Genomic DNA, 14,286 nt, shown 5'->3' with positions numbered 1-14,286 from the left:
GCGGGCGCGCGGGCGCCCCGGGCCGACCCGGCGGGGGTGGGGGGCTCCCCGGCCACCCCTCCACACCCCGCAGACCCCCCCGGGGGTCGCCGCCCCGGGGGGGTTCCGCCGCTTCCGGCACGTCCTGGCAACCGCCATTCAGCCGATGCCCCCGGTTAACCCCGCGTTCGCACCCGTGTCCGGTTCGCCGGAAATTCTGGTTTTCCAGGGCGGTTCGACGACGAAACTTCCGCCGTCGCGAACCGAAAGATCCCAACTGAATCGATTCCCTTATCGTTCTTGTGAGAGAACGAACAGGGCTGATCTCCATCGTGCGGCGCTGTCCCCGCTAGCCTCGGTGCATCCCTTTTAATTTCGCCCGGCCCTCGGGCAGGCGAAGCGTTCCCACAAACGTCGGTGCACCGCCGCCGGCGACAAGTCCGGGCTGTGGCGCCCAGTCAGGAGAAACGACGCGATGACCGCATTGACCATTCCCGGTCTCGACCAGGCACCGACCAAACACGAGCGCCTGCTGTCGTGGGTGCGTGAGGTCGCTGAGCTGACCACCCCTGACCGGGTGGTGTGGTGCGACGGCTCGCAGGAGGAGTGGCAGCGCCTGACCGACCAGCTGGTCGAGGCAGGCACGTTCACCCGCCTGGAGAAGAAGCCGAACTCGTTCTACGCGGCCTCGGACCCGTCGGACGTGGCGCGCGTCGAGGAGCGGACCTACATCTGCTCCGTCGAGGAGAAGGACGCCGGGGTCACCAACAACTGGATGGACCCCAACCAGATGAAGGCCACCATGACCGAGCTCTACCGGGGCTGCATGCGTGGTCGGACCATGTACGTCATCCCGTTCTGCATGGGCCCGCTGGACGCCACCCCGCCGAAGCTGGGCGTGGAGATCACCGACTCCGAGTACGTCGTGGTGTCGATGCAGATCATGACCCGGATGGGCGCGAAGGTCCTGGAGAAGCTGGGTGAGGACGGCGACTTCGTACCCGCGCTGCACTCGGTGGGTGCGCCGCTGGAGCCCGGCCAGCAGGACGTGCCGTGGCCGTGCAACGACACCAAGTACATCACCCACTTCCCCGAGGAGCGGATGATCTGGAGCTACGGCTCCGGTTACGGCGGCAACGCGCTGCTGGGCAAGAAGTGCTACTCGCTGCGGATCGCCTCGGCGATGGCCCGCGACGAGGGCTGGCTGGCCGAGCACATGCTGATCCTCAAGCTCATCTCGCCGGAGAACAAGGTCCACTACGTGGCGGCCGCGTTCCCCTCCTCGTGCGGCAAGACCAACCTGGCGATGCTGCAGCCGACCATCCCGGGCTGGAAGGTCGAGACCCTCGGCGACGACATCGCGTGGATGCGCTTCGGCGAGGACGGCCGCCTGTACGCGGTGAACCCGGAGGCCGGCTTCTTCGGCGTCGCGCCGGGCACCGACGAGCACACCAACCCGAACGCGATGCGCACCATCGAGCAGGGCAACTCGCTGTTCACCAACGTCGCGCTGACCGACGACGGTGACGTCTGGTGGGAGGGCATGGGCGGCGAGACGCCCGCGCACCTGACCGACTGGAAGGGCAACGACTGGACGCCGGACAGCGACGTCAAGGCGGCGCACCCGAACTCCCGCTACTGCACGCCGATGTCGCAGTGCCCGATCCTGGCGCCGGAGTGGGACGACCCGAAGGGCGTGCCGATCTCGGCGATCCTGTTCGGCGGTCGCCGCAAGACCACGGTTCCGCTGGTCAACGAGTCGTTCAACTGGCAGCACGGCGTGTTCATGGGCTCCACCATGTCGTCGGAGACCACCGCTGCGGCCGCTGGCCAGGTCGGCGTGGTTCGCCGCGACCCGATGGCGATGCTGCCGTTCCTCGGCTACAACGTCGGCGACTACCTGGCGCACTGGGCGAACCTCGGCAAGGACGCCGACGCCACCAAGCTGCCGAAGATCTTCTACGTGAACTGGTTCCGCCGCGGCGAGGACGGCCGCTTCCTGTGGCCGGGCTTCGGGGAGAACTCCCGCGTGCTCAAGTGGATCGTGGACCGGCTCGAGGGCAGCGCCGCCGCTCGGGACACCGCGATCGGCCGGGTGCCGACCGCCGCCGAGCTGGACCTCGACGGGCTGGACACCCCGGCTTCCGACGTCGACGAGGCCCTCAAGGTCGACGTCGAGGAGTGGAAGGCGGAGCTGCCGCTGATCGACGAGTGGTTCGCCACCATCGGTGACGCGCTGCCGAGCTCGATGCGCGACGAGCTGGAAGCGCTCAAACAGCGTCTCGGTAACTGACCGAGCGACCCCCGGACGGGTGGTTTTGGCAGGGCAACGTGGGAAGCCCCGCCGCCACCCGTCCGGAGCGGACGGCTAGATGAAACGTGCGCAATCGTGCGGCGTTTCCCCAAGGAACGTGAGGTTCTTTCGGGGAAACGCCGTTTTTTCGTTCCGGCCAGGTGGATCTACGCAGCCAAGTGGAGTAAATCCGGGAATCCCAAACGATCAGCAACCCGACGGACACTTGGTGCGTCCCAGTGTTAACCGCCGAGAAAAAGGGCGCCGAACCGAGGGGGTGTGTCATGGTCAACCTGGCCATGCTGGCGTTGTCCCTGATCGCGGTCGCTGCGGTGTTCCTCGCGCTGCGAACCGAGGACGACGAGCCCGGCGAGAAGTCCGAAGCCGGCGAGATCGACCCAACCAGCCGGGACCGGGTCCGATTGGCAAGCCGTGCACAACTGCCATGACCCGAGAGCAAGTCTCCTGCGGGCGGTGAGCTGACCGGGCTCACCGCCCGCAGGCTTTTCACGCACCACGTCGCGCGGCGAAATTCAGTTCGTAGTCCGGGAGTTCGAGGTCGCCGGTGACGTCCTTGCCCAGCTGGAGCATCCGGTTCAGCAGGAATTCGTTGCCCATCATCAGGTTCCGCATCCAACCGCCGAACCGCCCCGGCGCCAGGAACTTCCCGGCCCGGTCGCCGCCGACCTGGCAGCCCTGCGCGTAGCCGCGGAACCTCGACTCGTAGCGCGCGAAAGCGGCCCGGTGGTCGCCGTCCGCGGCGACCAGTTCGCCGGCGAGCACGTAGGAAGCGACGATCGCGCTCCCGGTGCCCATCCCGCCGAGCGTCGCGCCGCAGGCCGCATCGCCGACCAGCGCGACTCGCCCGCGCGACCAGCTCTCGACGTCCACCCGGTTGATCGAGTCGAAGAAGAGGTCGTCGGCGGACTCCAGCGCCGCCAGCAGGCGCGGCGCCTCCCAGCCCACTCCTGCGAAGGCCTTCGCGATCAGCCTGCGCTGCTGGTCGACGTCGTGGCGGTCGTAGTCGAGCCGCGGCGACTTGAAGACCGCGAACGCACCCGCCCGCGCGGGGTCCCGGCGGTCGACGCCGACGGAGATCAAGCGGCCCGGCCGGTTGTGGCCCAGCGAGCCCGGCGGCAGGGCGCGGTAGTTGGGCAGTCCCCAGGTCGCGACGTAGTAGCCGAGGTGGCTGACGAACCGCTCCTCGGGGCCGAAGACGAGGCGCCGGACCCCGGAGTGCACGCCGTCCGCACCGATCACCAGGTCGAACGAGCGCTGAGCGCCGGAGGCGAAGGTGACGTCGACGCCGTCGGGCCCGTCGACCAGGTCCACGACGCGGTCGCCGAAGACGTACTCGGCGACGTCCGCGCTGTGCGCGTGCAGCACTCGCGAGAGGTCTTCCCGGAGCACTTCGAGGTCGCCGCCGGCGAATTCCGCGGGCAGTTCGAGCAGGGTGCGCTCGCGGTCGTCGACGAAGGTCATCGGGCTGCCCCCGGTCCGGACCTCCCGCAGATCGGCCAGGACCCCCATCCGCTCCAGCACGGTCAGGTGCAGGTCGCCGCGGAAGTCCACGGCCGCGCCGCCGGTGCGCAGCGCCGGGGCGATCTCCACGACGGTGACCTCGAAGCCGCGGCGACCGAGCCAGCAGGCCAGCGCCGGGCCCGCGACGCTCGCCCCCGAGATGAGAACTCTTCCTCGCATGTCCACGTCACGCTCCCCAAATCTGTATCCATCGGAAACAGTTAATTTCTGTGTACCATAGACACAGTTCTGCGGTCCGGGCAAGGAGGATTCCGGTGGAAGGCGATCGAGCAGGCGGTTTCGGAGTCCTGTGGGGCGCCCGGCCAGCGCCGCGGCGCGGCCCCAAACCTGCGCTCAGCCTCGAACGCATCGCCGGCACTGGCATCGAGCTGGCCGACGCCGAAGGGCTGGCCGCGGTGTCAATGCAGCGCGTCGCCGCCGAGCTCGGCTTCACGAAGATGTCCCTCTACCGCTACCTGCCGGGCAAGGCCGAACTCGTCGCGCTGATGGCGGACCTCGCCATGGGGCGACCGCCGGAGCTCGGCGGCGGCTGGCGCGAACGGCTCGACGCGTGGGCCCGCGCGCTGCTGCCGCGGTTCGTGCAGCACCCCTGGACCCTCGAAGCGACCACCGGCCAGCGCATCCCCGGCCCCAACGAGCTCGCGTGGATGGAAGCGGCCGTCGCCGCGCTCGACGGCACCGGCCTGCGCGGCAGCGAGCGGATCGACACCGTGGTCGTGCTGGTCGGGCACGTCCGCGGCATCGCCCAGCAGGCCGCGGCAGCATCCGACGGACGCCCCGAGCAGCAGCTCAGCTCGAGCATGGCCGAGCTGCTGCGCGAGCACGGCGCCCACTACCCGGCGGTCACCGAGGCGATGGCCGACACCGACGGCCACGACCAGGCCCTGGACTTCGGCCTCGCCCGCATCCTCGACGGCCTGGCCGCCCTCATCACCACCCGCTCGGTCTGACGAGGGGTGGGTCAGCGCTTGATGGCGCCGGCGAGGTTGAAGGCGCCGCCTAGGGATCGGGAGACGACCAGGTAGAGGACGAGCACCGGGGCCGTGTAGAGGATCGAGTAGGCCGCCAGCTGGCCGTAGGCGATCAGGCCGCCCTGGCCGAAGAAGGTGAACACGCCCACCGACGCCGGTTGCTTCGCCGGGTCCAGCAGGAGGACGAACGGGACGAAGAAGTTCCCCCACGCCGTGATGAAGGTGAAGATCGCGACCACGCCCATGCCCGGCACGATCAGCGGCAGCACGATGGTGCGCAGCGCCTGCATCGCCGACGCGCCGTCCACCCACGCCGCTTCCTCCAGGCTGATCGGCACGCCGTCCATGAAGTTCTTCGTCATCCAGATCGCGATCGGCAGCGAGGTGGCGGCCAGGAACAGCGTGCTGCCGAACATCGAGTCGATCAGCTCCAACTGCACGAACATGCTGTACACCGGCACCATCACCGCGGTGATCGGCAGTCCGGAGGCGAACAGCACGACGTACAGGAACGGCCGCCGGAACCGCAGCTGGTAGCGCGACAGCGGGTACGCGCACAGCACTGCGGCCACCACCGAGATCAGCGCGGCGCCGCTGCACATCAGCAAGCCGTTCCACAGTGGACGGCCGCTCTGGTCCCAGCTGAGCACCTGCGCGAAGTTGTCCAGCGTGAACGACTCGGGCACCTTCGCGGTCAGCGCGGCATCGGCGTCGAAAGCCGCTGTGAGCAGCCACAGAAGCGGCGCGAGGAACGCCAGCGCGACGACCGCGAGGACCAGGTGCACGACCACCGCCACCGAACGCCGCCGAGCGACCGTCACCGCGACCATCAGACTCCATCCCCCCGGGAGTCCGGGTCTCCTAGGCTCTTGGCGTACACCGCGGCGAACAGGCCGCCGATCAGCAGCAGCACCAGCGAAATCGTCGCGCCGTAGCCGATCTCGTGGAACTCGAACGCCGAGTCGTACATCAGCAGCGGCAGGGTCTGCGTCGCCGCGTTCGGTCCGCCCGCGGTCACCACGTAGATCAGCGTGAACAACCCGATGGTCTGCAGGGTGATCAGCATCAGGTTGGTCAGCACCGACCGGCGGATGATCGGCAGCGTGACGTGCCAGAACCGGCGGAACGGCCCGGCGCCGTCCACCTCGGCGGCCTCCGCCAGATCGCTCGGCACCTCGGACAGCGATGCCTGGTAGACCAGCATCGAGAACGCGGTGCCGCGCCAGACGTTGCCGAGGACGACTGCGAGCATCGGCAGGCCGTAGAGCCAGTCTCGCGGTTCGAGACCGACCCCCACCAGCAGGTTGTTCAGCGTGCCCTCGGAGTTGAGGAACGCGTAGATCGCGAACGCCGCGACGAGCTCAGGCAGCACCCACGCCGAGACCACCACCGTGCCGACGATGGTGCGCAGCCAGCGGTTCCGGTGCTGGGTGAGCACCGCGATCAGCATGCCCAGGCAGTTCTGCCCGATCACCGCCGAACCGACGGTGAACACCACGGTCAGCCAGGCCGACCGCCACAGCGCCGGATCGCTGAACAGGCGCCGGAAGTTCTCCAGCCCGACGAACTCCGGCTCGGTGGCCGCGGCACCGGTCAACGCCGCGTTGGTGAACGAGACGTAGACGCTCCACAGGATCGGTCCGGCCACGAACAGGCCGAGCAGCAGCACCGCCGGCGCCATCGGCACCAGCCACTGCCGCACCCGCACCGCCATCAGCCCGCCCTGGTGCCGGCCGGCCCGACGATCCGCGAAACCTGCTGCGCCCACTGGTCGGCGACCTCGTCCGGCGGTTTGCCGGCCACCACGTCGAGCACCGACTGCTGGATTTGCTGGGAGACCTTCGGGTACTCCGGCAGCGCGGGCCGGTAGTGCGTGTTGTCCAGCAGGCCGATCCAGAACTCGTTGAGCGGGTTGGCCCCGAGCACCCGCGGATCGGCCGCGGCGTCCTCGCGGGCCGGGAGGTTGCCGCTGGCAGTGGCGTATTCGACGACGTTGTCCTTGCTCATCGCCTGCGCGATGAACTCGAACGCGTCGTCCTTCTTCGCGCTGGACGAGCTGATCGCCAGCGTCCAGCCGCCGGAGAGCGTCACGGTGCCCGGCGCCTGGCCGTGCTGGGTGGGCATCGGCGTGGCCGACATGACCTTCGCCCAGTCCTGCCACCCGGAATCCCGCCAGTTGCCGGAGGCGAAGCTGCCGTCCAGCCGGATGGCGACCTCGCCGTCCCGGACCAGCTCGTCGCGCTGCACCTTGTCGTACTGCGCATCGGCGATCTGCGCCTTGCTCTGGGTGAGCCCCTCGGCCAGCGCGGTGGACAGGAAGCCCATCGCGTCGGCGAAGCCCTTGCTCGGCGCGATCCACTTCTGGCCGTCGTGCAGGGTGCCGGTTTCGGTGCCGTACAACAGCATCTCCACCGTCTGCATGCTCACCGACTCGCCCTCCGCCTTGCCCAGCGCGAGGTCCAGCGCGATCGCACCCGGACGCTGCTTCTTGACCTGCCGGGCGGCGGCGAGCACGTCGTCCCAGGTGCGCGGGCGCCAGTCGTCGGGCAGGCCGACCTGGGTGAACAGCTCGCGGTTGTACCAGAGCCCGCGGGTGTCGGTGTCCAGCGGAACGCCGTAGGTCTTGCCGTCCTGCGCCTTGCCCGCCTGCTTGGTGGTGTCGATGTAGTGCTCCCAGTCCGGCCATTTCGCCAGCCGGTCGTCGAGCGGCTCCAGGTAACCGGCCGCGACGTCGGAGTTGACGTTGAAGCTGTCCTCGTAGAGCACGTCGGGCGCGGTGGACGGCGACCGCATCCGCAGCTGCAGCTTGGACAGGTACTCGCCCTCCGGGGCGACCACCGGGTCCAGCTTCACCGTCTTGCCCGGGTGGGCCTGCTCGTACTGCTGCTTGACCCGCTGCATCCACTGGTCGACCTGCAGCGTGTTGCCGTAGCGGTGGTAGGCGACGCTGATCGTGTCCGGGTCGTCGGCGGCGCCGCCCCCGCAGGCGGCCAGCGACAGACCCAGCGTCGCGGTGATGAGCACGGACATCGCTCTGCGCCGTTGCATCGCGGCCCTCCTGCCAGCAGTGGTTGCGCACGGCTTGAGATCCGGATCACACTTCGGGTAGTTAATTCCATTCGTTGGAACAAGTCAACGCCACCCCGACGAGGAGCGTTCATGGCCAAAGCGTCTTGGCAGGGCACGAACCTGCCCCGGGTGGGTGGCTTCAACCGGGCCGTCGTGCTCGACGCGATCCGCCGCCGCGGCGAGATCAGCCGCGTGGAGCTGGCCCAGCGCACCGGGCTGACCGCGCAGACGATGTCCAACATCGTGCGGGCGCTGATCGAGGACGGGCTGGTCACCGAGAACGGCCACGCGCCGTCGACCGGCGGGAAGCGCCGGGTGCTGCTGAAGATCGCGCCGGACGCCTACTCGTCGGTGGGCCTGCACCTCGATCCGGAGCGGATCACCGGAGTACTGCTGGACATGGCCGGTGGCGTGCGGCTGCGCAGCACACGTCGGCTGCCCGACGACGCTTCACCGTCCGCCGTCGCCTCGGCGCTGACGCGGACGCTGCAGCAGCTCGTGCGCCGTTCCGGGGTCGACGAGGACCGGGTGCTCGGCGTCGGGCTCGCGGTGCCGGGACCGCTGGACGCGGCGCACCGGCAGGTGCTCTCGCCGCCGAACCTGACCGGGTGGGGAACGGTGCCGCTGGCCGACATCGTCGCGGAACGGGCCGGACTCCCGGTGGTGATGGACAACGACGCGACGGCCGCCGCGATCGGCGAGCGCTGGGCCGGCGGTGAGCACCGCGAGGGCTCGTTCGTCTACGTCCACTGGGGAACCGGGGTGGGCATCGGCGTGGTCCTCGACGACCAGGTGCACCGCGGTGTCAGCAACAACGCGGGCGAGATCGGCCACCTGAGCAGCGGCGGCGGACGCGGATGCCATTGCGGCAGAAGGGGATGCCTCGAAGCGCACTGCTCGATCCGATCGATCGTCGCGGACTGGCGATCAGCCGGCGGCGGTGATGGCGAAGCACCGATCGCGCAGTCCTACGAACAGCTCTGCCGCCTGGCCGCGGGCGGAGATGCCTTGGCGGGCAAGGTCTTGCGCGCGGCGGCGACGAAGCTGGGCCAGGCGCTGGCGTCAGTGGTCAGCGTCCTCGACGTCGACAGCGTGGTGCTGGGCGGACCGGCGCTGCGCCACGCCTCCGACCTGGTGCGCACCCAGGTGTCGAAGGTCCTGACCAAGCACGTGTGGGCCCACGAAGTCCGCCCGGTCCAGGTAGCGCCGGCCCTGATCGGCGAAGACGCCGGAGCGGTAGGAGCGGCGTCGCTCGTGCTCGACCGCGCCTACTCACCCCGGCTGGCCACGCTCCTGGGGCCCTGAAAGCTTCCCCTCGCACGCAGACCGACGTCCTGAGCCGCACGTCACCGGCGGCGGCCCTTGCCCTTGCCGCCCGAGTCCCCGGCGTCGTCGGCCATCTTCGGGTAGTAGGTGCCTTCGTTCGCCTTGCCCGCGCCGGGACGGGCGATGTCGAGGTGCTCCTTCAGCCCTGCGTCCTTGTAGATGGCCTTCTTGACGCGGACCTAACGTCCACCCCTCCGCACTGGGAACCCGGTGGCTTCCGCCCCTTCTCCCAAGGTCGACATGCCGAACTTCTGGCCGCCGCTGTTCCTGTTCAGGAAGTCGGCCTGCGAGATCTTGCCGCTGCCAGCGGGGCCGAACTTGTCCGCCACCCCGAACTTCTCCGGGTTCGACGCGGCGACGTGGGCCAGCGCCCGATTCGGGTCCCAGTCCTTCGGGAACATGGTGCTCCACTTGGCCGGGTTGGTCTGCCCCGGCCTGTTGTGCCAGATCTCGTGGGCCTTGTTCTCGCTCCCGATGCGGGTGATGTTGGTATCGGGCTTGGTGGTCTGCGTGACGTGGGACGGGAGTTCCCCGTTCTTGTAGACGTGCAGTCCGCCCACCGCACCCTTGCCCTTGTCGTCCTTGATCACATTGCCCTTGGGGTCCTTCATATCGCCGTTGAGGATGTGATTCGTGACCTGCGGATGCTTCTTGCGCATGTGGTCGGCGAGTTCCTCGCGAGTTTTCCGGAAGACGTCCTTGTCGCCGCCCGCCTTCTGCCAAGCCGGACCGGTCTTGTTCTCGTTGTCGTTCAGCTTGGGCTTCGTCTTGCACCCGGCCAGCCCCAGCGGGTCGCACCAGGAGTTCGGGTTGCCGACGTAGACGTGGTTGTTGGGTCCCGCGTCGAGGCCGATCGGGTCCGGGCTGAGGTAGCGGGCGAGCACCGGGTCGTAGTACCGGAAGAAGTTGTAGTGCAGGCCGGTTTCCTCGTCGAAGTACTGGCCGGGGAAGCGCAGCGGCGTGGGTCCGCTCGTCGCGGAACTTCCCCACAGAGGCGTCCGGTTCACCGGGAGGACACCGCCCCGGTCGTCGACGAGCTCCGTCGGGGTGCCGAGCAGGTCGGTCACGATGGCGTGGAAGCGGTTCTCGACCCACCCCTGCGGTCCGCCCGGCACCCGCTCGCTCTGCGTCAGCGGGTGGAGCGAGCCGGGGGCGTGCTCCCAGACCGTGGCCCGGCCGCGCGGCGCGGACCCGTCGAACGCGACCTGCTCGACCAGGTTGATCCCGTCCCAGGCGAAGTCGATCCGCTCGACGGCCGTCCGGCCGTCGGGCCCGAGCTTCTCCTTGGCGATCCGCCGCCCCACCGCGTCGTAGCGGTAGCGCCAGCGAGCCCCGCCTGGCGTCAGCACCTCGGTCAGGCGATCGTCGGCGTCCCAGGAGAACTGGAAGCTCTCGGCCGTCGGCATGAACTGCCGCCGGACCAGGCGCCCCCGAGCGTCGTGCGCGTAGCCGATGTTCCCGGCGTTGCGGACCAGCATGCCCTGGTAGTCCCGCCGGCCGAGCTGCTGCTCGCCGGTCGGCCAGGAGGCGTTGACCAGGTTGCCCGCCGCGTCGTAGTCGTAGCGCTCCGACCAGCCGGAGCCCTGGACCGCGGTGACCCGGTCGCCTGCGCCCAGGACGAATTCGCGCGGCCCGGTCAGCTGGTCGTGCACCCCGACGAGCTCGCCATCGGCGCGGTAGGCGTAGGACCGGTGCTGCACGCGCTCCCCGCCGGCCCTGGTGATCAGCTGCGAGTCGATCCGGCCCGTCGGCGTCCACGTCTGGTCGACGGCCGCGCCCGAACCGAGCACGCGCCGGACCTCGCGGCCCATCCGGTCGTACTCGAAGCGGATCGTCCGGCCGGTGGTGTGCAGCGCGACCGGGTTCCCGTCCGCGCCGTACTCCCACACGCTCTCGGCCCCGGACGGGGTCCGCCGCCGGATCCGCCGCCCCAGCAGGTCGTACTCGGAGGTGACGGTGCGGCCGTTGACCGTTTCCGCGGTGATCCGGCCCAGCGCGTCGCGCTGGAACGACACCCGGCTGTCGGCGTTCACGGCCTCCACCAGGAGCCCGGACGGGCTGTAGCTGAACGTCGTGGTGGTGCGGCCGTCGGTCTGCTCGACCACGTTGCCCAGCAGGTCGTAGCGGAACCGCAGGACCTCACCCGCGCTGGTGGAACGCTCGACGAGCTGCCCGGCCGCGTCCCGCCGGTAGTGGGTGGTGACGCCGCTGAAGTCGGTCTCCTGCACCAGGTTCCCGGCCGCGTCGTAGGTGTAGCGCCACACCATCCCGAGCTCGTTGGTCACGCTCGTCAGCCGCGTCTCGGTGTCGTAGCCGAACTCCAGGCGGGAGCCGTCCGGACGGGTCACCGCCGCCACCAGGTCGAAGTGCGTGAACTCCGTGCTGGTGGTGCGGCCGAGCGCGTCGGTCTGGGACCGCTCGTTGCCCTCGCCGTCGTAGGAGCTCCGCTGCACGGCACCGGTGGCGTCCTGCCGCCAGGCGATCTGGCCACCGACGGTCCAGCCGAAGCGCTGCACGCCGCCCATCTCGTCGGTGATCGCGATGACGCGGCCGAACTGGTCCCGGTCGGAGCTGCTGGTGGCGCCCGTCTCATCGGTGAGCGCCACGGGCAGCCCGGCGATGTCGACGGAGATCCGCTGCGTGTTGCCGAGGGCATCGGTGACGCTCACGACGTTGCCGAGCTCGTCGAAGGCGTAGCTCGTGACCGCCCCCACCGCATCGGTGATCCGCACGAGGTTCCCGCGCTCGTCGTACTCGTAGCGGGTGACCGAGCCGTCGGGGTCGATGAACGCCACCGGACGGCCGGATTCGTCGTACTCGCGGCGGGTCTGGGTCCCGTCCGGCCTGGTGACCGAGATCAGGTTTCCGTACTCGCCGTACTCGTACGCGGTGGTGCGGCCCAGCGGGTCGGTGTGCTTCAGCAGGCGATCGGCGGAGTCCCACTCGGACGTCGTTTCGCCGCCGAGCGGGTCGATCTCCCTGATCACCTGCCCGGCCTCGTTCAGGTGGAACGCGGTGCAGTGGCCCAGCGAATCGGTGGAGTACGTGATCCGGTTCTCGGTGTCGTACTCCAGCGTTCCGGTGAGGAACCCGCCCGAGCCCTCGGTCCGCACGCAACGGCCCTGGTGGTCGTAGATGTAGCGGAACCACTCACCGTTGCGGTCCGTCCAGCCGGTGATCCGGCCCGCCTGGTCGTACTCGAACCGCATCGGCTCGCCCGAAGCGTTGACGACCTCGGTGAGCCGGGAGTCGCGGTAGCGGTAGCGCATCAGCTCGACCTCGGTGCCGTCGCCTGCGACCGAGTGCAGCGCGACGACGAGTCCGTCCGCCACCTCGATCCGGACCACGTAGCCACCGCTGTGCAGGATCCCGACGGGGACCCCGGAATCGTCGTGCACGAAGGCAATCGAGTTGCCGCTGTCGTCGGTGATCGAGGTCAGCGGCAGCACCGAGTCCTCGGGGGCGAAGCGCAGCAGCTGATTGCGCTCCTTGTCCACCAGGACGTACCCGCCGTCCTCGGTGCGACCGAGCTGCCGCGACGGCCCCTGGTCGCTGGCCGACCATCCGCCGACGGCGGGGTGCGGGAAGTGCTGGAGCGTCCCGTCCGCCGAGGCGAAGCTGACCCCGTCGGCGTCGACCTCCAAGCGCTGGTCCAACGTGGACATCCAGCTGTCGCCGAACCACCGGCCCGTCCGGTACGAGGAGAAGTGGGTCCGCTCGAAGACCAGCGGCAGCGCACCGAGGAACTCCGCGTCGACCTGGCTCATCAGCATCTGACCGGTGGAGACCTCGATCGGGTCGCCGACCGTGGTGCACTTGTCCACCGAGCGCGGGTTGGAGTTCTGGTCTCGCAGGGAACGAGAACCGTTCGAGGAGGACCTGCCCCCTCGGGACCCGCCGCCGCCCAGGCCCCGGCTCCCCGTCGGACCGGTGGTCACCGATCCACCGTTCGAACCGCCGCTGCCCTGCGAACCGCTGTTGCCCTGCGAACCGCTGCTTCCCCCGGACCGGTCGGATGAACCACCCGTGCTCTGCGAATGAGTCGACGCCGGATCGTTGTTGCCGTTCGAGCGGTTCGGGGTGGAGTTGTCGCCGGAACCGCCCCTGGAGCCATTCCCGTCGTTGCCCGTCGAGCGGGTCGGGGCCGGGCTGTCGGGCTTGGTGTTGGAGCCGCCCTTGCCACCTTTGATCTTGTTCAGGGCCTTGCCCGCTTCGCCGAAGCCGTCCTTGAGCTTCTTGATCAACGGCGTCAGCGCCTTCATCGCCTTGACCAGCTTCGTGGTCACATCGGCGATCTTCGCGACCGTCTTCGTCACCGCCGCGACGACCTGCGGCACGACCCAAGCCATCGCGATGCCCAACGTGGCGAGGACCTGCAGCGCCCAGGAGATCAGGCGGCCGACGAGCTCGGCGATGATGTCGCGCACCAGGCTGCGCACCGCCCCGACGACCTCACCCGCCGTGCCGATCCCATCGGACGCACCCTCAGCCGCGTTCTTCGCTGCCTCGATGAGCTTTCCGGTGTCCTCGCTGCGCTTCCGGTAGGAGTCCGCGGCTTCCCCGGTCCAGTTGGCCAGATCGTTCTTGACGATGTTGGCCATCTCGGTGTTGATCTCACCGAGCTCGGAGGCCACGTTCTTCCACGTCTCCGAGTGCGCCTTGATCTGATCGGCGTCACCGGCGAGAGCATCCAGCGCATCCGACAGCGGACCCACGTGCTCCATCAGCCAGCCCACACCGGCGGCGAGGATCGACCCGAACGGATCCATCGCCATCGTCAGCGCATCCAGGCCGGTACCCACCGCACCCATGACCCCGGACGCCCAGTCACCGGACTCGATCGCCTTCTTCGTCTCGTCGACCGACTCGAGGATCGGGACCCCGCTGAACGACTCCGTCGAATCCTTGGTCTCGGCCACCAACGGGTTCGTCACCGCGTCACTCCAAAGTCAGCGTTCGGAAAGGGCGAAGCTCGGGTCGTGCACTCCACGGATCCGGGCACGTCCGCGGTTCAAAGATCCGCAGTCGGTCCGATCACCTCGATCGTGCACCACAACCCGTTGCCGGTGTGGCGAAACGGGGGACTTCGCCACACCGGCGATCCGG

Annotated in this window: 9 protein-coding genes; 4 read left to right on the top strand and 5 right to left on the bottom strand. The window is 69.2% G+C overall.

Going from position 1 to position 14,286, the window contains the following annotated elements; all coding sequences use genetic code 11:
* Positions 1-454 precede the first annotated feature (454 nt).
* Both ABTZ89_RS06965 and ABTZ89_RS06960 read left to right on the top strand, forming a co-directional pair.
* Positions 455-2,272 (top strand): phosphoenolpyruvate carboxykinase (GTP), encoded by a 1,818-nt coding sequence (locus ABTZ89_RS06965; protein ID WP_270950455.1) that lies wholly within the window; start codon positions 455-457, stop codon positions 2,270-2,272.
* A gap of 284 nt (positions 2,273-2,556) precedes the next feature.
* Positions 2,557-2,721 (top strand): hypothetical protein, encoded by a 165-nt coding sequence (locus tag ABTZ89_RS06960; protein ID WP_351041165.1) that lies wholly within the window; start codon positions 2,557-2,559, stop codon positions 2,719-2,721.
* Positions 2,722-2,779: 58 nt separating this feature from the next.
* On the opposite strand, the gene ABTZ89_RS06955 is transcribed toward ABTZ89_RS06960, so the two are convergent.
* Entirely contained in the window at positions 2,780-3,973 is a 1,194-nt protein-coding gene (locus ABTZ89_RS06955; protein WP_351041171.1) for an FAD-dependent monooxygenase, read from the bottom strand.
* A 95-nt stretch (positions 3,974-4,068) separates the two neighbouring features.
* Between ABTZ89_RS06955 and ABTZ89_RS06950 the strand changes: the two genes are divergently transcribed.
* Positions 4,069-4,764, top strand: coding sequence for a TetR/AcrR family transcriptional regulator (locus ABTZ89_RS06950; RefSeq protein WP_351041163.1), 696 nt, complete (start codon positions 4,069-4,071; stop codon positions 4,762-4,764).
* A gap of 11 nt (positions 4,765-4,775) precedes the next feature.
* Here the strand turns inward: ABTZ89_RS06950 and ABTZ89_RS06945 are convergent, their stop codons facing one another.
* From ABTZ89_RS06945 to ABTZ89_RS06935, 3 genes are read right to left on the bottom strand one after another with little or no spacing between them, the layout of a single operon-like run.
* Positions 4,776-5,615: a carbohydrate ABC transporter permease gene (locus ABTZ89_RS06945; protein ID WP_351041160.1), complete on the bottom strand. Its 840-nt coding sequence runs from the start codon at positions 5,613-5,615 to the stop codon at positions 4,776-4,778.
* Positions 5,615-6,499 (bottom strand): carbohydrate ABC transporter permease, encoded by an 885-nt coding sequence (locus ABTZ89_RS06940; protein ID WP_351041156.1) that lies wholly within the window; start codon positions 6,497-6,499, stop codon positions 5,615-5,617. Before ABTZ89_RS06940 ends, ABTZ89_RS06945 begins: the two co-directional genes overlap by 1 nt.
* A complete protein-coding gene (locus ABTZ89_RS06935) occupies positions 6,499-7,833 on the bottom strand; it encodes an extracellular solute-binding protein (RefSeq protein WP_351041153.1) in 1,335 nt (444 codons plus the stop codon). Before ABTZ89_RS06935 ends, ABTZ89_RS06940 begins: the two co-directional genes overlap by 1 nt.
* Before the next feature lie 111 nt (positions 7,834-7,944).
* Between ABTZ89_RS06935 and ABTZ89_RS06930 the strand changes: the two genes are divergently transcribed.
* Positions 7,945-9,159: an ROK family transcriptional regulator gene (locus ABTZ89_RS06930; RefSeq protein WP_351041150.1), complete on the top strand. Its 1,215-nt coding sequence runs from the start codon at positions 7,945-7,947 to the stop codon at positions 9,157-9,159.
* 200 nt (positions 9,160-9,359) lie between these two features.
* Here the strand turns inward: ABTZ89_RS06930 and ABTZ89_RS06925 are convergent, their stop codons facing one another.
* The gene (locus ABTZ89_RS06925) at positions 9,360-14,114 is read right to left on the bottom strand and encodes an RHS repeat-associated core domain-containing protein (protein WP_351041147.1); all 4,755 of its coding nucleotides are present in this window, start codon (positions 14,112-14,114) and stop codon (positions 9,360-9,362) included.
* Positions 14,115-14,286 lie beyond the last annotated feature (172 nt).

It is taken from the genome of Saccharopolyspora sp. NPDC002686, from assembly GCF_040295745.1.
In the GTDB taxonomy this organism is placed as follows: domain Bacteria; phylum Actinomycetota; class Actinomycetes; order Mycobacteriales; family Pseudonocardiaceae; genus Saccharopolyspora; species Saccharopolyspora oryzae.
This window is presented reverse-complemented; position numbering and strand designations above follow the sequence as displayed.